The 20,709-nt window shown below is 63.9% G+C and carries 17 protein-coding genes and 3 pseudogenes; 9 read left to right on the top strand and 11 right to left on the bottom strand.

The window, feature by feature from the left end; genetic code table 11:
- Positions 1-63: 63 nt before the first annotated feature.
- The 4 genes and pseudogenes from RM2_RS17335 to RM2_RS17320 all read left to right on the top strand — a co-directional run bounded on the left by RM2_RS17335 (position 64) and on the right by RM2_RS17320 (position 4,007).
- On the top strand, positions 64-852 hold the full coding sequence (locus RM2_RS17335; RefSeq protein WP_139277809.1) for a hypothetical protein: 789 nt from the start codon (positions 64-66) through the stop codon (positions 850-852).
- Positions 853-1,014: 162 nt separating this feature from the next.
- Positions 1,015-1,464 (top strand): annotated as a pseudogene (locus RM2_RS25965) (Ig-like domain-containing protein); the annotation flags it as partial.
- Between the two features lie 160 nt (positions 1,465-1,624).
- Positions 1,625-2,764 (top strand): Ig-like domain-containing protein, encoded by a 1,140-nt coding sequence (locus RM2_RS25315; RefSeq protein ID WP_245814019.1) that lies wholly within the window; start codon positions 1,625-1,627, stop codon positions 2,762-2,764.
- Positions 2,765-2,879: 115 nt separating this feature from the next.
- On the top strand, positions 2,880-4,007 hold the full coding sequence (locus RM2_RS17320) for an Ig-like domain-containing protein (protein ID WP_072690785.1): 1,128 nt from the start codon (positions 2,880-2,882) through the stop codon (positions 4,005-4,007).
- 566 nt (positions 4,008-4,573) lie between these two features.
- Here RM2_RS17320 and RM2_RS17315 read toward each other — a convergent pair.
- The 5 genes and pseudogenes from RM2_RS17315 to RM2_RS17295 form a co-directional block, all read right to left on the bottom strand.
- A pseudogene (locus tag RM2_RS17315) lies at positions 4,574-5,341 on the bottom strand (TerD family protein).
- Between the two features lie 61 nt (positions 5,342-5,402).
- Positions 5,403-6,278 carry an HAD family hydrolase gene (locus tag RM2_RS17310; protein ID WP_072690784.1) on the bottom strand — a complete coding sequence of 292 codons (876 nt, stop codon included), beginning with the start codon at positions 6,276-6,278 and terminating at the stop codon, positions 5,403-5,405.
- Positions 6,275-7,384, bottom strand: coding sequence for a cysteine protease StiP family protein (locus RM2_RS17305; RefSeq protein WP_072690783.1), 1,110 nt, complete (start codon positions 7,382-7,384; stop codon positions 6,275-6,277). The genes RM2_RS17310 and RM2_RS17305 overlap by 4 nt, the downstream gene beginning before the upstream one ends.
- On the bottom strand, positions 7,381-8,664 hold the full coding sequence (locus RM2_RS17300; RefSeq protein WP_072690782.1) for a phosphoribosyltransferase family protein: 1,284 nt from the start codon (positions 8,662-8,664) through the stop codon (positions 7,381-7,383). Before RM2_RS17300 ends, RM2_RS17305 begins: the two co-directional genes overlap by 4 nt.
- Entirely contained in the window at positions 8,661-9,872 is a 1,212-nt protein-coding gene (locus tag RM2_RS17295) for an HpcH/HpaI aldolase/citrate lyase family protein (RefSeq protein WP_072690801.1), read from the bottom strand. The genes RM2_RS17300 and RM2_RS17295 overlap by 4 nt, the downstream gene beginning before the upstream one ends.
- 218 nt (positions 9,873-10,090) lie before the next feature.
- Between RM2_RS17295 and RM2_RS17290 the strand changes: the two genes are divergently transcribed.
- The gene (locus tag RM2_RS17290; RefSeq protein ID WP_072690781.1) at positions 10,091-10,666 is read left to right on the top strand and encodes a TerD family protein; all 576 of its coding nucleotides are present in this window, start codon (positions 10,091-10,093) and stop codon (positions 10,664-10,666) included.
- Between the two features lie 117 nt (positions 10,667-10,783).
- Positions 10,784-11,929 carry a DUF475 domain-containing protein gene (locus tag RM2_RS17285; RefSeq protein WP_072690780.1) on the top strand — a complete coding sequence of 382 codons (1,146 nt, stop codon included), beginning with the start codon at positions 10,784-10,786 and terminating at the stop codon, positions 11,927-11,929.
- Between the two features lie 103 nt (positions 11,930-12,032).
- Here the strand turns inward: RM2_RS17285 and RM2_RS17280 are convergent, their stop codons facing one another.
- Positions 12,033-12,482 (bottom strand): PPOX class F420-dependent oxidoreductase, encoded by a 450-nt coding sequence (locus RM2_RS17280; RefSeq protein WP_072690779.1) that lies wholly within the window; start codon positions 12,480-12,482, stop codon positions 12,033-12,035.
- Between the two features lie 83 nt (positions 12,483-12,565).
- Positions 12,566-12,970, bottom strand: coding sequence for a RidA family protein (locus RM2_RS17275; RefSeq protein WP_072690800.1), 405 nt, complete (start codon positions 12,968-12,970; stop codon positions 12,566-12,568).
- Between the two features lie 349 nt (positions 12,971-13,319).
- On the opposite strand from RM2_RS17275, the gene RM2_RS17270 reads away from it, so the two are divergent.
- A complete protein-coding gene (locus tag RM2_RS17270) occupies positions 13,320-14,639 on the top strand; it encodes an amino acid deaminase (protein ID WP_072690778.1) in 1,320 nt (439 codons plus the stop codon).
- Between the two features lie 59 nt (positions 14,640-14,698).
- Positions 14,699-15,025 carry a hypothetical protein gene (locus RM2_RS17265; RefSeq protein ID WP_072690777.1) on the top strand — a complete coding sequence of 109 codons (327 nt, stop codon included), beginning with the start codon at positions 14,699-14,701 and terminating at the stop codon, positions 15,023-15,025.
- Positions 15,026-15,032: 7 nt separating this feature from the next.
- On the opposite strand, the gene RM2_RS17260 is transcribed toward RM2_RS17265, so the two are convergent.
- Entirely contained in the window at positions 15,033-16,118 is a 1,086-nt protein-coding gene (locus tag RM2_RS17260) for a PQQ-dependent sugar dehydrogenase (protein ID WP_072690776.1), read from the bottom strand.
- A 217-nt stretch (positions 16,119-16,335) separates the two neighbouring features.
- On the opposite strand from RM2_RS17260, the gene RM2_RS17255 reads away from it, so the two are divergent.
- Positions 16,336-17,754 (top strand): amino acid permease, encoded by a 1,419-nt coding sequence (locus RM2_RS17255; RefSeq protein WP_072690775.1) that lies wholly within the window; start codon positions 16,336-16,338, stop codon positions 17,752-17,754.
- 37 nt (positions 17,755-17,791) lie between these two features.
- Here the strand turns inward: RM2_RS17255 and RM2_RS17250 are convergent.
- The 3 genes and pseudogenes from RM2_RS17250 to RM2_RS17240 all read right to left on the bottom strand — a co-directional run bounded on the left by RM2_RS17250 (position 17,792) and on the right by RM2_RS17240 (position 20,646).
- Positions 17,792-19,328: pseudogene (locus RM2_RS17250) on the bottom strand (phospholipase C).
- A 74-nt stretch (positions 19,329-19,402) separates the two neighbouring features.
- Positions 19,403-20,164 carry an SDR family NAD(P)-dependent oxidoreductase gene (locus tag RM2_RS17245; RefSeq protein ID WP_072690774.1) on the bottom strand — a complete coding sequence of 254 codons (762 nt, stop codon included), beginning with the start codon at positions 20,162-20,164 and terminating at the stop codon, positions 19,403-19,405.
- Positions 20,164-20,646: a nuclear transport factor 2 family protein gene (locus tag RM2_RS17240; RefSeq protein WP_072690799.1), complete on the bottom strand. Its 483-nt coding sequence runs from the start codon at positions 20,644-20,646 to the stop codon at positions 20,164-20,166. The genes RM2_RS17245 and RM2_RS17240 overlap by 1 nt, the downstream gene beginning before the upstream one ends.
- Between the last annotated feature and the right edge of the window lie 63 nt (positions 20,647-20,709).

Here is a 20,709-nt window from a genome sequence, read left to right as displayed (position 1 = left end):
AGTGCGGATTCTCGAGACTTGTTTTGCCGGAAGCTGGTTCAGCCAAATCATAGAGAAGGTGTCATGCAGGTATCAGTTCGTTCACGAGTTATTGCTGGTGTTGCTGTGGTCGCTGTGGGCGGCGCCGCTGCCGCCGGTGTCATCTCGTACACACCGCCTCCCGCCAGCACCACGGCACCGGAGATACAACTTGCGGGGATCGCCGACTTGTTGTTCCCCGGCGTTGGCCAGGCCGCCGTCGACGCTGCCACCCGGGCCAACGAGACCGGCGACCCCACAGGGGCCTTCGTCGGGCAGTTACCCAACCTGCTCAGCCCGGCACTCTCGATTACCAGCTACTTCCTCCCATGGGATCCGATTGCCCTCTATGGAGCCTTCACTGCAATCGAACAGTTGCTGAATGCCGGCCTTCTCCCGGACAACGTTACTCACCCGGACAACGGAACTCAGACCGTCGACTCCGAGGAACTTGCCGCCGCGGTGAGTACCGTAAAGAGCAATCTCCGCAGTGTCGGCATCGACGACATCAACAACGTCAACCCTAGTACCGTGCGCACCATACAAGCCGTCATCGACGGTGTCGGCGTCGACTTCAACGTACAGTCTGCTATCGACACCGTACGGGCTGCACAAGCTGTCCTCGACTCTCAAAATGCCGACAGTGACACCACCGACAGCGACGCCACCGACAGCGACACCACCGACACCAGGTCCGCCGGCAGTGCCGGCGTGGTTCACCGCACTCCTGGAGTTGTGGACAGCGGAAATGACGCCGCGGTGCAACCCGCATCCGACAGCGGGGCCACCGACAGTGCCGAGGCGGCCACAGGCGGAGGCGCGGTCACGGGCTGAGCTTACTTTCCTGGAGTGCTGTCACCGACAACACTGCAGCACAGTTCAACTCGGGCGTCGGTAACTCGAGGAGTGCAGTGAACCGCGCCGCCGAAACCATCTGGAACCCACCAATACGTACCGCTCCGAGAGCGCGCGGGGAAGCTTGGGAGTAGTCGGCGTGTGGCGGGTGCGGAATGGGCGAACTCCGGTTCCCCGAGTCCGGTCGCTGCCGTGCCGTCCGACGTGCAGATCGGACAGTCGGTGCCACTGACGGCGACCGTGACCGGTGGCGCCGGCGACAACGTCGAGTTCCACGACGGCGCCAACAGGATCGGGGCGGCTCAGTTGAATGGTAGTCGTGTGGCGGTATTCGACTGGACACCGGACACGGCGGGTGCGCACACCCTGTCCGTGAAATACGTCGAGAACATGTCGGCCAAGGGCTCGGAGTCGACGGTGCAGCTCGTCCAGATCTCCCCGGATCCCGATGGTGGCACCGTGCAATTCAGAGACGGCGCAACCGACTCGGGTGCTGCGGTACCGGTGAGCGCGGACGGTAAGGCGAGTATCACCCACACCTTCGATTCCGAAGGCACCCACGACTTCACCGCCGTCTACAGCGGAGCACAAGGGTCGGGTGGCACGGGGTCGGCCGGCAACATTTCGGATCCTGACCCAGCTCCACCACTTGCCCCATGCGGGTGTGCGGATTCCGGTCCGATTCGGAAGTCACCTTTTCATGTATTGGTTCGCCACCCACGAATCATGCTTCGTGATCGAGAGGAAATCGATGTCCAACAAGAATATTCGTCGCGTGATCAGCGTCGTCAGTGCCATGTCGGTGGCCGCAGCGTTCGCGGTGACGGTCGGTTCCGGGGTCGCGGGTGCAGCTTCCGGATCGGTGACGTGGACTGCCGGCCACGCCAAGTTCACCCGGACGATCAGCAATGTGAACCCCAGCGAGGGAGACATCATCACCTCGAAGACGAAGTTCGAACGGACCTTCGGTGGCACGGTGGAGTACATCTACAAGGTCAAGGACGTGCACCCGGAGTGTTGGACGCTTCAGTCGGCGCAGGAGGGCGGGGGCCAGCTTGCTATCGACATAGACGGCCCGACTGTCGCGCAGGTCAAGGCCAACCCCGCGACGGACTGGCCGGTGTTCCCAAACATCAACCCGAAGTCGCGCACGTTCACTTTCCAGTACCAGGTCGGCAGGGACTGTGCCCGCAATGTTCCGCTGATGACGACGATGAACTACGAGCATGCGCTCGCCTCTAGCAACTACAAGGACAAGGGCCCGGCCGTCACGGTCAAGCTCAGTACCTCCTCCAGCAGGCTCGTGTACGACTCCGATGTGAAGGTCGGGCAAACAGTGCCGCTGACGGCGATCGTGTACGCGGGCTTTGCACATGGAGACAAGGGCAGCACTGTCGAGCTCTACGACGGCACCACCAAGCTCGCGGCGGCTCAGCTGGACGCTTACGGTATGACGGTATTCGACTGGACACCGGACACGGCGGGTGAGCACGCCCTGTCCGTCAAATACGAGGGAAACGAGCGGGACATGGGCTCGCAGACCGTGCAGACCGTGCAGGTCCGGGACGCCGAGACCACCACAACGCTTACAGCGACGGCGGAGGCCGGCACCGAGGTGACCTTCGAGGCACAGGTCTCCCCGGCCCCCGATGGTGGCACCATGCAATTCAAAGACGGCGCAACCGACTTGGGTGCGGCAGTACCGGTGAACACGGAAGGTAAGGCGAGCATCACCCACACCTTCGATTCCGAAGGCACCCGCGATATCACCGCCGTCTACAGCGGATCACAGAACTATTCGGGCTCGACCTCTCAAGCCGGCACGGTCACCGTCACCCGCGGTGGCGGCGGCACCGAAGAACCCGGGCCCACGGGATCGGCCGCCCTATAGACGTGTGCGGAGTCCGGTCCGATCCGGAAGCCGTCCGGTCGAATAATGGTTCGCCACCCACAAAGCACGCTTCGCCATCGAGAGGAAATTCCAGTCTGACAGGATCATTCGTCGCATGGTCAGCGGCGTCAGTGCCATGGCGGTGGCCGCCGGGTTCGCGGTGACGGTCGGTTCCGGCGTCGCCGGTGCGGGCTCCCCCCCTCCCCCCACCGTGACGTGGACCGATATGCGTAGCAACTTCACCCGGACGATCAGCAACGTGAACCCCCGCCCGGGAGACGCCATCACCTCGACGACGAAGTTCACCCGGACCGGTATTCCAGTGGAGTACATCTACGAGGTCAAGGACGTGCACCCGGCCTGTCTGACTTTCGTGTCGGCGAAGGTGGGCGGGAAGTCCTATGGTCTCGACAGCAAGGGTGATGATTGGGCGAAGGTCAAGGGCAACGCCATCAAATGGCCGGTGTACCCGTACATCAGCCCGAAGTCGCGCACGTTCGAGTTCTCGTACAAAGTAGGCACGCACTGTGACCTCAATGTTCCGCTGATGACGTCGATGAGCTACAAGGGCCCGGTCGGCAGCGGCACGTACAAGAACAAGGGCCCGGTCGTCACGGTCGGGTTGGACACCTCCACCACCGCCATCGTTGCCGTTCCGTCCGACGTGCAGGTCGGGCAGTCGGTGCCACTGACGGCGACCGTGACCGGTGGCGCCGCCGGCGACAACGTCGAGTTCCACGACGGCGCCACCAAGATCGGGGCGGCTCAGTTGAATGGCAGTCGTGTAGCAACATTCGACTGGACACCGGACACGGCGGGTGCGCACACCCTGTCCGCGAAGTACGTGGGGAACGCTCAGACCAGAGGCTCGCAGTCGAGCGTGACCGTGCAGGTCTCGGACGTCGTAACCACCACAACGCTCACCGGCCCGGCGACCGCGGTGACAGGCACCGAGGTGACCTTCGAGGCGCAGGTCTCCCCGACCCCCGATGGCGGCACCATGCAATTCAAAGACGGCGCAACCGACTTGGGTGCGGCAGTACCGGTGAACACGGAAGGTAAGGCGAGCATCACCCACACCTTCGATTCCGAAGGCACCTACGACATCACCGCCGTCTACAGCGGAACACAGAACTATTCGGGCTCGACCTCTCAAGCCGGCACGGTCACCGTCACCGACGAGGGCGGCGGCACCGAAGAACCCGGGACCACGGGATCGGTGGGCAACATCTTCGGATCCTGACCTAGTCAGGATGTCATCCGGATCGAGAGGTATTGCGCGAGTTGAGTTCCCGGTGAGTATCGCCACGAGATCCGAGTCGAATGCGGGCGGGCGAACCCCCAGCCCCTTCCCTAAGGAGACTGATCGGGAAAGGGAGGTCCGCAGCGCCTCCTGGATCACCTTCAATGGACATCTGTTTCATAGCGGTCCCCTGGCAGTTGGCGCGTCATTGGGAGGACGCCGGCCCCCTGGGCAGTCGAGTACCTTGTCGTCCACCCGAGTCCTCGAGTGTGAACATCGCCCGATACTCCGCCATCGACCGCGAACTGATCAGGTATTCACCGATCGAATGACTACCAGGCCGTCCGTCCATGGGCACCCTCAATCGCGTGTCAGTGGATACCTGGTGAGCCTGCGGATTCCCGACTGGAAACTGACCAAGGTGTTGTCCAGGTCGACATACAGGATCTTGTTTGCCATGCCGGGCACCTTTCATACTGCGGGCTGACCGAGTTGCACCTCTTGTGTACACGTCGCACCGGGTGACCGGGGTGCGACCGGTAGAAGGTCCGCGGATCGGCCGGAGATCAGACGCAGAGGAAGCGGCCGGGTTGAAAAGCCACTCACCGGCGTGCTTGGACGCAATGCCCTCACCGATCTCCTGCAGTTTCCTCTCCTCACCCGACCGGTAGACCTTAGCCATCACCATTCCGCTGAACGGCATCCCTCTCTGCAGCGTGAACCGGGCCGGTTCGATCTGCGCCGTGGTGTCCACCAGTCGACCGAACGCATTCTTGACCTGCTCGAACGTGTGCCCGCGGTGGACGTCACGACGAACACGATGGCCGAGATGTTCGGCGAAATCTGTGTGAGGTTCGCGGAAATCACCTCGTCGCCGCCCACGCCCGCCCCGGTGAGGTTGTCGCCCTCGTGGCGGACCGACCCGTCCTTCGACGTGAGTTCGCGGTAGTAGACGATGTCGACCAGATTGGTGTCCGCAAACAGGACCGCCGACGCATCCGGACTTGTGTCAACGCGACGCCATCGTCCTCTCGGAGTGCGACCTATTGACCCTTGACGAGACTGACCTGGCGCGTATTGGTGAGGCTGATCTCGGCGGGCGCGGTTGGCCCGGGAGGGAGACCCTGGGGCGCGGGTGCGTCACGTTCAGGAACGAGTTGCACACCGGGACCGCTCGGCCGGTTGAAGAAGACGAAGTCTGCGTCCGAACGCACCTTCCCCGATTCGGTCACGAGCAACGCGGACAGGTATGCGGGGGCCGTCGGGTCGAGAGAGACGATGACGTCGTCGACGCTCAGTGGGCCGTTCTGGCCCTTGGCAAGCGGAGTGGACACTGCGTTGATTCCTTCAGGTGGAGCGTCGGGTTCACCTCGGCTGCTTGGGTTTGCGTGCAACCTACAAAGGGGAAGCGGTCGTCGTCTCGGCACCGTCCTCGACGCGGTCCGAGAACCATCGCAGAATCTCCTCGCCGGCGGCGATGCCGCTGCTGCCGGTGATGGCCAGGCCGGGATGTTGCCAGTCGAGTGTTTCGAGTTCGCCGTGTCGAGGGCGGATCGCGGCGTCGGCGGCGCAGAGCATGGCGGCGTCGAGTACACCGTCGCCCGCCGCCAAGACGGGAGCCCCTGGTGTGAGCACCCCTTCGTCGACGAGACGCGAGTGAACCTCCGCAACCGCACGACTCTTGCACACCGCCTGTGGCATCGTGTAAATCTTGCGGCCTTGCCTGGACACCCCCCACCCCCGATCCGCGCACCAGCCGTTCCAGTGCTCGACGAACCCCGCAGGCATCGAGTCGAGGTCCACGACCAGGTACGAAAACAGCCCGTCAGCGACTCGGGACGAGCGAACCCAACTGTCGTCGATCCGGCGGCCCAACTCGTCGACGATCTCCGACAGGGAGGCGCCGCCGCGGGCCATCGCGATGTCGACATCGGTCCGCCACCCCTCGTCGGGCACACCGTCGACGAGGATGTTCCCCCCGTTTGTCGTGATCGCATACCGCCACGGCCCCCCCGGCAGATCGATCCGCTGAAACTGCGCGACGGTGCGAGTGGTGGTGGGGACGACCACGGCGGTGTCGGTGAGCCGCCACAGCATGGTCTCGGCGGCCGACGTGACGTAGGACAGCGGCTTGCCGTCGTACACCTCGACACAGAGCAGATCGTCTTCTACGGACCTACCGACCATATCGCTCTCGGTCACGGCCAATTCCATGGCACCGCGCGAGTAGATCATGGTCCGGTCGAGGTCGGTCGCGATCAGCGCGGTCATGCCAGATCCTTGATCAGGCCCATGCACGAATACGCCAGGGAAGGAATCTCTTCGACAGGTACCGAGCGGGCAGCGGCGAGCAACCGGATATGTGCGTGCTCGGGAGCGTCGAGATCGCGGACCAGTATCCGCCACGGCACCCTGCGCAGGAGCACCCTGGTGGTCTCGCCGACTCCTGGCTTGACGAAGTTCACGCTCGAAATACCGTACTGCTCCCGGACCGCATCAACGGACTTCCAACCATCCCAGGTCGGGGTTCGATCGGCGCACAGCAATTCCTCGACGTCGCCGGGAACATGCTCGCGCACATCAGAAAACGCGGCAGTGACCGAGTCGAGGAGATGATTGGACACGTCCTCGCCCGCGAGGTGCGCATAGAACTTGGCGCCGTGGAAGTCGCCGGGGCCGATCAACGTGTCGTTGAGGACGGTGCGCGATACTAGCCCGGAAACAGTCGAGTTCAGGCACGCCGAGGCGATCAGGAAGTCGTCGCGGGTACCGAATGTGCGGGCGCAGTGCCCGGGATCGGCTAGGACTGCCAGATCGTCGTTGAACTCCGCACCACCAGCATCATGATGAGCGGTGAGCGCCTGCGACAACTCGCGTGCAATGGCACCCTTGCCCGTCCATCCGTCGACGAAGACAACGTTTTTCGAATCATGTTGTCGAGAAAGGTAATCGAGAGCAATAGCGTCGATCCCCCGGTCCCGGACGATCGAAACGGCATAGTGCGGCAGGGTCAACCCGTGCACCTCGCGCGCCCACCGGCGCATCAACACACCCACAGGGGTGCCCGCGCGGGCCAGTGAAACCAGCGTGACGTCACTTCCTCGCTCGGTCAGCACGAGGTCGGTGACCGCCCCCACCGCGCGTGCCAATCGGATCGAACTGTCCTGCAGCACCTTTTCGAACAGTTCGCGGTACTCGGTATCGGGTTGGTACTCGATGGGCAGCGTTTCCGCATAGTGGGCGTCGCCGGCCTGGATGCGTCGCTCCCGTTCGGTGACGTCGGCTTCGAGATCCACGTGCGACAGATCCTTCAGGAGCCACCCCACCTCGTCGGCGGCGTAGGAGCCGAAGTCCGGCCCGGTCAGCGGCGCCGTCACGCCGACGCTCCCACGCGCGCGGCCCGCAGCGACCGCGGGTCGGCGCCCGAGACGACGGCGAGGAGCACGTCCGTTCCCGACGCGCTGAGAACGTCGAGCAGGCCGCCGCGCGCAGTGAGTCGGTCGGTGTCTGCAGCCGTGTCGATCACCACGACCACGACGGGGTCCTCGTCCGACCACTGCGCGTTGTAGACGAAACGTGGCTGGTCTTCGCCATTCTCCGGTGCGGTGAAGCGGAATCCTCGACGTAGCGGGTACCCCGCCTGGTCCAGCACGTAGGCCGGTGACCGCGTCGTCGTCTGGAATCGAACACGGTACCCGGACGTCGACATAACTTCCGCGATCCGCAGCGGAAGGTACATCAACTCTTCGGATCCGACGACGATCACCGGGCGACGCGGGTCGAGACGTTCGCCGAGCGTCGCGGCCGCCGATCCGATCGCCGCATCGAACTCCTCGGTGTCTTCCCGCAGGAATCCGTGGCGCCCACCCTCCGGGACCGCTGCAGGCCAGTTGATATCGGCACGTTCGACAGTTCCGGTCCGTGCCCCGACCACGTTAAACACCGAATCAGGAAGGGCATCGACGGACTCGACGAGTCCATCCGGAAGGACGGTGTACCCCTCCGCCAGGCTCACGCTGTCGATCTGAACACCGAGTTCGGCAGCCACGTCGTCGACGGCGTCCCGATGATCCTGCGCGCGCATGTCGACGAGCGAGGCGATGACGTAGCGCCTGCGCGGGCTGTGCTCGTGCAGCGCGCGTATCGCGTCGACGGCGGTGGCGCCGGTGGAGATCTCGTCGTCCACCAGCACGAGAGGATGGTCGTTGGCGAACAACTCTGCGGACGTCGGCTGCAATTGATGGCTGGTGGCGTGCGAGTGTCCTTCCTCGAACCCGGCGAACGTCCCGATCTCGGGAACGTCCCGGCGCGTGGAGTGCAGGTAGCACCGGGCGTTCAGCCTGGCTGCGACGCAATGACCCAGGCCGGTTGCGGTTTCGGCGAATCCGAGTACCACCGGATCTGCTTCCGGACCGAGGACGGCCGCCACCTGATCGCCGAGGCGGTCGCCTGCGGCGATCACGACACTCGGATCGGTGGGCACGTGCTTGCCGAGGACGGTCGAGACGAGCAGATGCGCTCGGCGCAGGTTGCGCCGCAGTCCCGGCATGACGAGGTCGGGAATGGTCATCCCCGTGTTCGAACTGACATGGGTGAACATCAATCCCAGCTGTTCTGTAGCCCAGGGAACTTCGCATACTTCGGTGGGCGAGCTCATCGGATGGCCAATGCGGTCAACAGGTCCACGAACGCAACTCCCTCGTTTGTCACGCCGAACACTTTCGCCCGGACAAGTGTTCTTTCGGCCCAACTGCGGTGCGGGCGCATTTCATTCATCTTGTTGCGATACCCTGACGCCTGGACGCCACCGACACTCTCGCCGCCGAGGATGTCGAGAGCATCGTGGTACTCCTCGTGGGTGACCGCAGACAGAGCGTGGACGGCGGCGACGTGCGTCGGATGGATGACCGTCTTGCCCTGGATACCGTTGGCGCGGTCGAGGGTGATCTCACGCAATAGCCCGTCCATGTCCCTGCTCACCAGCTGCTGACGGAAGCGCACCTCGTCGTGTTCCTCGAACGGCGTGGCGCGAAGAGTAGGCCGGAACATCCGCTCGTGGTCGGCGAAATATTCCCACACCGGTCCGGTGATCACGTGTCCGGTGTCGTCGGCGCGGCCAAGAAAATTTACGATCGCGGCGATTGCGTCCGCGACCACCCTGACGTCATAGATCGTCAGATCGCGGTCGCGCCGGATACCGAACGCACCGCACATATCGGTGGCTCCAATGCGCACGGCGAGGATGCGGGCACGGTGCTCGTCGAGCAATGCGGCGATCTTCGCGAGTTCTTCGTCTCGGGTCTCCCGGTGCACTACCTCTGACGACTCGAGCACCGGCATCGCATACAGGCGCTTGCCGAGTCGCCCAGACGCCGCGGCCAACTCGTCGAGGAACGCGCCTCCGGTGGCGCTGCCGAACTTGGGAATCACGAACCCTGACAGCACCTGCGCGCCGGTGGTCAGGAGGCTGGAGATGCGGCGAATATCTTCTGCGGCCCGAACTCGCACAAAAAGTTGCATCCGCGCACCACCAAGTAACGCGATCCGGTCGAGGGCATCGACTGCATTGAGTAGCGCCGCTTCCACGTGGTGGTCGGCGACGGCATCCTCGAGATCCAGAACCATCGAGCAAACCCCGTCGCCGGACCTGCGGAGGATGGTCTCCGCCAGGTCGGGCCTCGTCGCGGGCACGTACAGCGTGGCTCCCAACGCGACGGCCAGCACCGCCCGATCCTCATCCGGACCGAGAGCCTGCGGCGGGCGCAGGAACAGTCGTCCGTGGGTTTCGGGATCGAGGTGGTGAAAATGACGTACCGGTACCGCCACTCCAACACCGGACGACGTGATCTCTTCGCTAACGCTCATCGTCCCCCGTGCCATGGTTGTACTGATTGTTTCTCCCGGGACACGCAGAGTAGGCGCGCGAGTGGCGTTCTGCACATTATGGGCACCGGCGATGCTCCAGCGGTTGTCCATCCAGAGAAACACTGCGACCATCATTCACTATCGTGATGCTGCACGACGAACTCGGAGCTTCGGCAGTTGTCGAGGGTTCACTCACCTCATCCCGAAAGGACCCCCGAATGGGCGTCAGCTTGACCAAAGGCGGCAATGTCTCTCTCACGAAGGAGGCGCCGAACCTGACTGCGGTAGCGGTTGGACTCGGATGGGATGCCCGATCGACCACCGGCGCCGGCTTCGACCTCGATGCGAGCGCCATCGGCACGGGCGCCGACAAGAAGGTTGTGTCGGACCAGCACTTCGTGTTCTTCAACAACCTCCGTTCGCCCGACGGTTCGATCGAACACGCCGGCGACAACACCACCGGCGAAGGTGAGGGCGACGACGAGGTGATCAACGTCAACCTGGCGACTGTCCCCGCCGACATCGAGAGCATCGTGTTCCCCGTCTCGATCTACGACGCGGAGACGCGTGCGCAGTCTTTCGGACAGGTGCGCAACGCCTACATCCGCGTCGTCGACAAGGCGAACGGAACCGAACTCGCCCGCTACGACCTATCCGAGGACGCCTCGACCGAGACGGCGATGGTCTTCGGCGAGCTGTACCGCAGCGGCGCGGACTGGAAGTTCCGCGCGATCGGCCAGGGCTATGCATCCGGGCTGAGCGGCATCGCCCGCGACTACGGCGTCAATATCTGACAGTCTTTTCGTTCTCGAACCCGGGAGGGTTTCACGATTCCGTCGTGAAACCCTCCCGGGCATCTGCACACCAGCGGTAGCCACCCGGCTTTGCCCATCAGAGAAAGGCCACGCTTCGTGGTTCTGCGAATATTCGGTCTCTCCTTCGCCGTGACGGCGATCGCGCTGATCGTCGCCGCGCTGTACGGCGGCCCACAGGCTGTTCTACTCGTGGTGATCCTGTCGATTCTCGAGATCTCGCTGTCATTCGACAACGCCGTGATCAACGCCACCGTCCTCCAGCGGATGAGTGAATTCTGGCAGAAGATCTTCCTCACCATCGGCATCGTCATCGCCGTGTTCGGCATGCGCCTGGTCTTCCCCCTCGTCATCGTCTGGCTGGCCTCCGGCCTAGGCCCCGTCGCCGCCATCGACCTGGCCCTCAACCCGCCCGCCGACGGCGCCGCATACTTCCCCGACGGCAGCGCCAGCTACGAGACCCTGCTCACGGATGCGCACCCACAGATCGCGGCGTTCGGTGGAATGTTCCTACTGATGCTGTTCCTCGGCTTCATCCTCGAGGAGCGCGAGATCACCTGGCTGTCCTGGCTCGAGCGTCCACTCGCCCGCGTCGGCAAGCTCGATCAACTTTCCGTCATCGTCGCCGGCGGGCTGCTGCTGCTCACCGCCACACTCATCGCGCCCGGGGACAAAGTCTCGACCGTGATGACCGCCGGCGTGCTCGGCATGATCTCCTACATCGCCGTCAACGGATTGGGTGAACTGTTCAACACCCCCGAGGAAGACGAAAACGGCGAGGTGACAGAGGTAGCCCACAGCGGTCCCAGCCAGTTGGCCAAGGCCACTGGCAAGGCCGGGTTCTTCCTATTCCTCTACCTCGAGGTCCTCGACGCGTCCTTCTCCTTCGACGGTGTGATCGGCGCGTTCGCGATCACCTCCGACCCGATCATCATCGCCCTCGGCCTCGGCTTCGTCGGCGCAATGTTCGTCCGCTCGATCACTGTGTTCCTGGTGCGCAAGGGCACCCTGTCGGACTACGTATACCTCGAGCACGGTGCCCACTGGGCCATCGGCGCACTGGCGGTGATCCTGCTCGTCTCCATCGGCTACCACGTCAACGAGAATGTCACCGGACTCGTCGGCGTCGCCCTCATCGGCGCCGCCTTCATCTCCAGCGTCATGCGCAACCGTAAGGCTGCCGCGATCGGTGGCACTGACGATGCTGCGGACGTGGACGAGCAGAAGCCGGTCTCCGTCGGCTGAGTTCCAGCTCTTACTCACAACCCAGCGGCAGTGCTCGTGACTCGGTCAGAAGCACTGCCGCTGGACGCTGTGGCTAACGCACGGTCAGGCGGAACAGGCCAACTCAGGGCATCCGCGCAGTGCCGTATATGTGCGTCGCACGGACCCGGAGAACCTGCCGACGATCGGAGATCATCACGCGACGGAACTCGTCCCAATCGTCGTGCTCGCTTCCCGAGACGAGCCGGAACACCTCGACGAGTTCGTCCGCCGCCGCGTCGTGAGGATCGGCCGTGACCGCGCTCAGTTCCGCATCGCCTTCCACCACCGCGTAACTCCAGAAGTCGGGGGTGCTGACGTGCAACGACACCCTGGGGTCGCGTGCGGCGTTACGGGTCTTCGCCCGATCTGCCGTCACCGACACCCGCGCCGTGCGCGTGTCAGGATCCCAGGTATAAGCCACGTTCGACAACTGCGGCCGTCCGTCACGTTTGATTGTGGCCAGGACCGCACGAGTGTGGGAGGCTACGAAATCGAGCAACGGACGCTGCGCTTCGTTCACATCGAGGCTCATAACCCAACCCAACCACATGCGCCGAACTGGTGCCCTCGTTCTGGTGCGTGCCACGCTTCGCCAAATGCGACGCTCCCGTGTAGCTATCCGGTGACAGCCAGTGCGTCGATCTCGACGAGCATGTCCTCGTGGGGAAGTCCAACGAACACGGTGGTCCGGGACGGCAGTTGACCGCTCGGCACATTCTCCGCTATGAACTGGTCGTAAACGTCGTTCATCGCAGCGAAGTCGTCTCGCGTGGTGAGATAGACGCGGAACATCAACACGTCCCCCACGGTCGCGCCACCGGCCTCGAGGATCGCTTTCACGTTCGCGAGGGTGCGACGGGTCTGCCCACGGACGTCGCCTTGGGCGACGTACTTGTTGGTGGCTGGGTCCATCGCGCCTTGCCCCGACACCTGGAGCATCTCGCCCTTCTTGATGCCCTGGCTGAACGTGTACGCCGAAGCGGGCGCATCTTCGGTGCGGACAACGGTGGTGTCGGACATATCGATTCTCCTGATTGAGGTTGGTTTACAACCTGATTCGCCGATCACCCGAATCTGGCCTTGCGGTTCGAGTTCGACCGTCCCTTCGCCCACGATCGCGACAAAGCGCCCATCGGAAGTGACAGTTGTTGCCGACCATCCCGATTCGCAAAAGTGACTCGAAAAAGTGAAGCCCTGCACATACCGGTTGGTATCGGTGGCACCGCATCGGACCGTTGACGATGACCCATACCGATGCTAAACAGGAGTGGGCCTGAGTGTAATCCTCGTTGCATATAACGCAACTCATCATTCAAGACAGTATTCAGCGCGCCCTTTAGAGCCGCGCGAGCACGAGACGGGATCCAGCATGACGATCAGCGAGCAGCACGCACTGGACCCCGGAGCCTTGGCTGAACTCGACGATATGCGCTTGTCCGAAATGGACAAAGCACTCCCTTCCGCGGCGAAGGGACTGACCAAGACGGAGTTTCTCCGAACGCAGCCAAGACTGTCCGCCTTCAACACGCCGGTCATGGTCCTCGACGAGACAGCCATCGCCGACAACCTCGACACGATGGCGGCGTGGTGCACCGGGCACGGCGTCGAGTTGGCGCCGCACGGCAAGACGACGATGTCTCCGGCGCTGTGGGATCGGCAGATCCGCAGCGGCGCGTGGGGGATCACGCTCGCGAATTTTGGTCAACTTCGAGTCGCAGTGCACTTCGGAGTTCACCGATTGCAGATTGCAAACTCCTTCATCGATCCGACCGCGTTGCGGTGGCTCGCCGCGCAGATGGAGGTAAACCCGGAACTTGAAGTACTGACGTGGGCCGATTCCCCGCAGACGGTCGAGGCGATGGCGGCGGGGCTCGAGGGCGCCGCGGTGGTCCGCCCCATTCCCGTGCTCGTCGAGTTCGGCGCACAGGGCGGCCGCGGCGGCGTACGAACCCTGGCCGAGGGCCTCGAGGTAGCCGAACGGATCAGATCTGTCCCTGCACTGCGACTGACCGGGGTTGCCGGTTACGAAGGGGCACTCGCGCACGATCCGTCCGCAGAGTCCCTCGCCCGGGTACGGGCCTACCTGCTGTCGATGGCCGAATTGCATCGGCGGTTCGAATCCGAGGGCCACTACCCCGCGGATGAAGACGTCTACGTGACGGTGGGCGGCAGCTGCTACTTCGACGTAGTTACCGAGGTCCTCGCCGAACTATGCTGCGGCAGAACGAAAGTAGTGCTCCGCTCCGGTTCGTACATCATTCACGACGACGGCTTCTACAGTGGGATCACGCCCTTCGCGCGCCAGCAAGCACCGGCGCGCCATCTCACGTCCGCGATGCACGCCTGGGCTCGCGTGGTGTCGCGGCCCGAACCCTCTCTCGCCATCCTCGACGCCGGCAAGCGAGACATCCCGTTCGATGAGAGACTCCCGACGGCCCAGGCGGTCGCCGACCGACTCGGAGCAGCACCTCGCCCCCTCGCCGGCGCTGAGGCCATCGAGATCAACGATCAACACGCCTTCCTCCGACTCGATCCCTCCCGCCCTGAACATGATCTGCGTGTCGGGAACGTCGTGTGTCTGGGTCTCTCACGCCCGTCCACGGCGTTCGACAAGTGGCGTTGGATTCCGGTCCTCGGCGATAATTCCGACGATCCGGTCGTGATCGACCTGATCCACACCTTCTTCTGACCCGGGCAGCTTCCTCCGACCCGGGCCAGGGACACGGGAACGGGCACGAGGGAGAGAGCATGGAACCTCAGGAAGTCGATTTCGCGCACACGGACGGCGCGGCGCGGAGACGGCGGGAGAAAGCGATCGGCCTGGCGAAATATGTCTGGGACCGGGGGATCAGTGGGAAGGAACTTCTCGCACTCACCGACGGCACGCGGCGAAAACTTGCCCGTGCGGCAGGATCTAACCCGCCGAGCACCATAGAGACCTGGAACATCGTTGCCGAAATGCTCGAGCAGAAGTCGACGTGGGCGCAGCGACACTCCGAGCATCCCGCCGCGACTCCCGCTCACCTCGACGAGAAGATCATGTGGGTGAAGCCACCCGTCCAACCCTGGGGCTGACTACCGATCACCGGGCCGGTCGGATTTCAAGGATGCGGTCGTCTGTCTCCGCGGGCGTACCGCGACCGTCACGATTGCTCGTGGAAAACCACAGCGCGCCGTCCGGGGTCGCGACGGCGGTGCGGAGCCGACCGTACTCGCCTTCGAAAAGGGACTGCGGTTCGCCGAGCGAGCCGTCGGCGCCCACCGGGATCTGCCAGAGTCGTTCGCCGCGCAGCGCGGCCACCCAGAGTGAACCGTCGACGAATGCCACTCCGGACGGTGACGCTTCACTGGTCGGCCACTGAATCGCCGGGTCGGTGAAGCCGTCGATTCCGGCGATGCCCTCGGCGTAAGGCCAGCCGTAGTTGTTCCCGGGTTCGATCAGGTTGATCTCGTCCCAGGTATTCGCCCCGAACTCGGTAGCCCACAGACGACCGGCGTCGTCCCAGGCCAGACCCTGTACGTTGCGGTGTCCCAGCGACCACACCGGGGATCCCGGGAAGGGGTTGTCTGCGGGGATCGACCCATCGGCATTGATGCGCAAGATCTTGCCGCCGAGCGAGGAGAGATCCTGCGCGAGGGGCTTGTCACCGGCCTCGCCGGTCGCGGCATACAGCGCGCCGTCGGGGCCGAACACAATCCTGCCGCCGTCGTGGATCGCCGCCGCGGGGATGCCGGTCAGGATCGGGTCCGGCGCTCCGAGTCCGGTCTCGTCGAACCGGAGCGCCACCACCCGGTTGTCGTCGGCCGTGGTGAGGTAGGCGTAGATCGTCTGGTCGGTGACGTAGGTGGGCGAGACCGCGAGGCCGAGCAATCCCGATTCGCCCCGCGCCACTACGCCGGGAACGTCGCCGATATCGGAGACTTCCCCGTTTGCCTGCAGCCTGCGGATCTTGCCGCTGTCACGCTCGGCGATCAACGCCGTCCCATCAGGCAGAAATGCGATCCCCCACGGCACTTCGAGGTCTTCCGCGATCACGGTGGGGTCCGCGGCACTCGACGCGGCCACTGCCGCGGTCGTCGACGAGGCCAGTGAGCTACCTTCCGACTGGCACCCCGCACATCCGACTGCCACGAGCACAGCCGTGACCGCCAAGAATCGCTGTCCCATGAGAGGTCCTCCCGTCGCGTAGCTGCCCTCGCCATCATGGTCCCCCACGTGCTGCTCCTACGCGAAGGCTCGCCGAGGCGAGACAGGGCCGTTTCGTCCACCTTGAGCGCACCAATTTCACCGAACTGTGGGTTCCGCAATCCACCGAGGCCTGCACAGACTCTCTTAGGATGCGCAACGAACGTCCGACTTGACGTTGCGCCGAAAGGAGTGAGCAATGTCAGGTACCACAGATCCACAACTTCAGCACACACTGAAAAAGCGCCACCTCTCGATGATCGCCATCGCGGGGGTGATCGGAGCCGGCCTTTTCGTCGGATCTGGAGCCGCGATTCGTGAGACCGGCCCCGGTGTGGTGTTCGCCTACGCGCTTGCCGGCCTCGTGGTCATCCTGGTCATGCGGATGCTCGGTGAGATGTCGACCGCGAACCCCGACACCGGTTCGTTCTCGGCCTATGCCGACCGGTCGATCGGACCGTGGGCCGGCTTCAGCATCGGCTGGCTCTACGCGTGGTTCTGGATCCTTGTACTCGGCATCGAGGCGACGGCGGGCGCGCTCATCATGAACCGCTGGATCCCGGAGGTCCCGCAGTGGAGTTGGGCACTGATCATGATGATCGCGCTCACCCTGACGAATATCGCTTCGGTGAAGTCCTTCGGCGAATTCGAGTTCTGGTTCGCGTTGATCAAGGTCGTGGCCATCTCCATCTTCATCGTGCTCGGCATTCTCGCGATCTTCGGCTTTCTGCCCGGCGTCGAAGCCCCCGGCCTCACCAACCTCACCGGTCACGGCGGGCTGTTCCCCAACGGGGCCGGAGCGGTATTTGCCGCGATTCTGGTGGTCGTGTTCTCCTTCTTCGGCGCCGAGATCGCTACGATCGCTGCGGGCGAATCCGAGAACCCGGCAGCGGCGGTGCGTAGCGCAGTGCGCTCGGTAGTGTGGCGCATCCTCATCTTCTACATCGGTTCGATCGCGATCGTCGTGACGCTGATCCCGTGGAACGACGCGTCGGTCGCACTCAGCCCGTACGTCGCCGTCATGGACTCCTTCGGCATTCCGGCAGCCGGCAACATCATGGACGTCGTCGTCCTCACCTCGGTGCTGTCCTGCTTGAATGCCGGCCTGTATACCGCGAGTCGCATGATCTTCTCGCTCTCGCGCCGCGGCGACGCCCCCTCTGTATTCATGAAGATCAGCGGCTCCGGCGTTCCGCGCGCAGCTATCCTCGTCTCCACGGTCGTCGGATTCCTGACCGTCGTCCTCAACTATCTGTACCCGGACACCGTGTTCCTTTTCCTCGTCAACTCCTCGGGGGCGATCGCGCTGTTCGTTTGGCTGACGATCTGTGCGTCTCAATTGCGCATGCGTCGCCGGCTCGAGGCCGAAGGCAAGGACCTGAAGCTGAAGATGTGGCTGTTCCCGTATCTCACGTGGTGCACGATCGCCGCCATCGTCATACTCTGCGTCGGCATGCTCGTCATACCCGACACGAGGAGCCAAATGTACGTGTCGCTGGCGCTTGCGGGCGTCGTGGTCGGAATCGGGATCTACCGTCACCGAAACGACGCGAATACCGGGGAATCTGACACCACAACGGATTCCGAAGCAGCGATGATCGACTCCGACCGTCGCTGAGCGCGTCCTGCAGGCAGCGGCATCGCACCGGATCCCGCTACATGATCAGCCCGCTCGGACGTCTCCTAAGCGGTGACTGTTCCTGTGCCGGAATCGAATTCGGCGGGACGGGATAGGGGGCACCTGCGTTCAGCGTCCCGGCCACCACATTCACACCGCACTGCGCGATCGCCGCCTGCAGGCGTGGCCCCGGGTCGGTCATCGCCGGCACACCGGTGTTCCGTGCAGAACCGAAGTCGAATGCCGACGTCATGTCACCGGTGGCGCCACGGCGCCACTTGGTGAGATTGGGGACCGGCACGCCGAACCGCGTCTCGAGTAGCCGCAGTTGGGAGGTGTGGTCGAAGGTGTCGGACGCGACCAGTCCACCCCGGCTGTAGGGCGAGATGATCAGCGACGGCACCCGAAACCCGAGGCCGATCGGTCCCGGATTGCCGTCGCTCGACGAGACCGAGTCGAGTGGCACGGTGAGGTACTCCCCCGGTGTGCCCGGAGGTGGCGTGGGCGGGTTGACGTGGTCGAAGAAGCCGCCGTTCTCGTCGTAGCTGATGATCAGCGCCGTCTTCTCCCAGATTGCGGGGTTCGAGGTGAGAATGTCGAGCACCTCGACGATCCCGACCGCCCCGGCTGCCGGAGGCAGTGCCGGGTGCTCACACGTGAAGATGCTCGGGATTACCCACGAGACAGAGGGCAACGTACCGCCCTCGACGTCGGCGCGGAAATCGTTGGGGTAGGTAGGGTCGATTCCGCGGCGCGCGAGTTCGGACGTCGGGTCGCTGTATTGCTCGAACGAACCCAGCATCCCGTCAAGCACCACACTCGACACCGGGCCGAGATCCTTGTTGGCGTACACCTTCCAACTGACGCCTGCTTCCTGCAGGTTCTCCGGATAGGTGCGCCAGGAGTAGGCGGACTTGGGGATCAGCACTGGTGTCTCGACGAGAGGGCCACCCGCTTGACCGTCGGGGTCGATCGTCCCGCTGATCCAGTACAGCCGATTGGGGTCGGTGGGTCCGAGCACCGAGCAAAAGTAGTGGTCGCAGATCGTGAACGCATCAGCCAGGTCGTAGTGGACGGGGATGTCTGCACGGGTGTTAGTAGCCCATCGTGGCGGGCCCGTTGAGCGGTCCCCCTTGTGCGATATGGACCGGCATCCACTGGTCCATTGCGCCGCCGTTCCAGACGTCGTGCTGCGAGCCCCACGAATGGGTCGGGTCGTTGATGCACTCGCCGTCGAGATGCGTGCCCTGAGTGGTGTCGAGCCGGAACGGATTGAGGTAGCCGTCTGGAGTCGGCCCTTCGCCCGGCGTATAGCCGTACTGATTCCAGGCCGGCGACGGGTCGTCAAAGCCCCGCACTCCCGACAGGGTGCCGTAGTAGTGGTCGAACGAGCGATTCTCTTGCATGAGGTACACGAAGTGCTCGATGTCTCCGAGCGACCCGGTACCGCCCGGGTCGTGCGCATACGCCCGGTCGATCACCGGGCCCGCCCACGAACTCAGGACTGCGGCGGCGCCACCTGCTGCGGCGGAGGCGAGGAACTTACGACGTGAAATCTCCGATGCCGGGGTCACGACTTGTGATGGTAGTCGCTGCGAAAGTTACCCGCCGGGTAAATCTGTGTGAGGGAAAGTCTTCCGTTCTCGTATCAACTCCAGCGGGCCTGGCCGCCGTCGAGCGGAATGGTGGCCCCGGAGAGGTATCCGGCGTCAGATCCGACGAGGAAGACTACAGCGCGCCCGATGTCCTGCTCACAGTCCCCGATCCTTCCGAGGGGGATCGACTTGACGAACTGCGCGGCCTCGTCGGGAAAGTTCTCCGTCCACCACTTCAAGCCGGGGGACAACGCGTGCGGCGCAATCGCATTGACACGAATGCCATCGGATCCCCATTCGCTGGCCGCAGTCCGCGTGAGCGAGCGCATTGCCTCCTTGGTCGCCGCGTACAGCCCATACCCGCTGGTGTCCCACCGTACGGCCGAGGAGCTCACCAGGTTGATGATCGACCCGCCGCCGCGCGCTTTGAGGTGCGGATAGCACAGTTGCATGAGCAGCAGGGTCGCCACCGGGCCGACGGCCATCGCCCGGTCAAGAAGTTCAGGCGTGATTTCGAGGAGCGGCCCGAGTGCGCTGGCGTTGGCGTTGTTGATCAGGATGTCGAGACCGCCGAACCGGTTCACCACGCGCGCGACCATCGGTTCCAACTGGTCTCGCTCGCTGACGTCGCAGACGAACGATTCGGCGTCGCCACCGAACCCGGCGATAGCGGCACAGGTGTCGACGAGTTTCGCTTCCGTCCGCCCGACCACCGCGATCTGGGCGCCTTCCTTGGCCAGCGCGAACGCCATCCCCGCGCCCACGCCCTGACCAGCGCCCGTGATCAGCGCGACCTTGCCATCGAGTGTCCCCATCACATGGTCCCGTCGCCCGAATCCGATTCCGCTGCCCAGCGATTGGACGTCAACCGGAAACTGGGCATGTCCGACAGCGACATCGTCGCCTCGTACGTGCGCTCGTACCCCGTGTGCGCGATTCGCCAACGCCCGTCGGGGCCACGGACGTACCGGTCGGTGTAGAACGCGGCGCCACACAGCGCCATGCCCTGCTCGGGTATCAGAACGGTGTCGGAAAGGTACCACCGTCCCGTGGCCGTATCGCCGTCCACGTCAATCTCCGGGTGGCCGCAATGATGTTCGGTGATGGTCTCGGGGCCCAGACTCGATCTCATGAACTCGACGAGCGCGTCCCTCGAATCGAAGGCGAGGTGCTCGCCGTAACTCGCCGTCGCCTCTGGAAGCAGTGTGTCGGCGAACTCGTCCCAGCACTTGGTGTCCAGCGCGCGCAGGTACGTGTATTTGACCCTGCTGATCGCGGCAACGGCCTCGAGATCCACAACGTTCACCCTTCGTCTGCCCCAAAAACTGACACCCGTTCTACCACGGATCTCCAGATGCGG

It is taken from the genome of Rhodococcus marinonascens NBRC 14363 (assembly GCF_001894885.1).
GTDB classification, from domain to species: Bacteria; Actinomycetota; Actinomycetes; order Mycobacteriales; family Mycobacteriaceae; genus Rhodococcus_F; species Rhodococcus_F marinonascens.
The sequence above is the reverse complement of the archived record's forward strand: the minus strand, read 5'-3'. Positions and strand labels throughout refer to the sequence as shown.

Excerpts from the sequence above, each read along its gene's own strand:
- RM2_RS17335 (WP_139277809.1), top strand. The coding sequence starts at position 64 with ATGCAGGTATCAGTTCGTTCACGAGTTATTGCTGGTGTTGCTGTGGTC.
- RM2_RS25315 (WP_245814019.1), top strand. The coding sequence starts at position 1,625 with ATGTCCAACAAGAATATTCGTCGCGTGATCAGCGTCGTCAGTGCCATG.
- RM2_RS17320 (WP_072690785.1), top strand. The coding sequence starts at position 2,880 with ATGGTCAGCGGCGTCAGTGCCATGGCGGTGGCCGCCGGGTTCGCGGTG.
- RM2_RS17310 (WP_072690784.1), bottom strand. The coding sequence starts at position 6,278 with ATGACCGCGCTGATCGCGACCGACCTCGACCGGACCATGATCTACTCG.
- RM2_RS17300 (WP_072690782.1), bottom strand. The coding sequence starts at position 8,664 with ATGAGCTCGCCCACCGAAGTATGCGAAGTTCCCTGGGCTACAGAACAG.
- RM2_RS17295 (WP_072690801.1), bottom strand. The coding sequence starts at position 9,872 with ATGAGCGTTAGCGAAGAGATCACGTCGTCCGGTGTTGGAGTGGCGGTA.
- RM2_RS17290 (WP_072690781.1), top strand. The coding sequence starts at position 10,091 with ATGGGCGTCAGCTTGACCAAAGGCGGCAATGTCTCTCTCACGAAGGAG.
- RM2_RS17280 (WP_072690779.1), bottom strand. The coding sequence starts at position 12,482 with ATGAGCCTCGATGTGAACGAAGCGCAGCGTCCGTTGCTCGATTTCGTA.
- RM2_RS17275 (WP_072690800.1), bottom strand. The coding sequence starts at position 12,970 with ATGTCCGACACCACCGTTGTCCGCACCGAAGATGCGCCCGCTTCGGCG.
- RM2_RS17270 (WP_072690778.1), top strand. The coding sequence starts at position 13,320 with ATGACGATCAGCGAGCAGCACGCACTGGACCCCGGAGCCTTGGCTGAA.
- RM2_RS17265 (WP_072690777.1), top strand. The coding sequence starts at position 14,699 with ATGGAACCTCAGGAAGTCGATTTCGCGCACACGGACGGCGCGGCGCGG.
- RM2_RS17260 (WP_072690776.1), bottom strand. The coding sequence starts at position 16,118 with ATGGGACAGCGATTCTTGGCGGTCACGGCTGTGCTCGTGGCAGTCGGA.
- RM2_RS17255 (WP_072690775.1), top strand. The coding sequence starts at position 16,336 with ATGTCAGGTACCACAGATCCACAACTTCAGCACACACTGAAAAAGCGC.
- RM2_RS17245 (WP_072690774.1), bottom strand. The coding sequence starts at position 20,164 with ATGGGGACACTCGATGGCAAGGTCGCGCTGATCACGGGCGCTGGTCAG.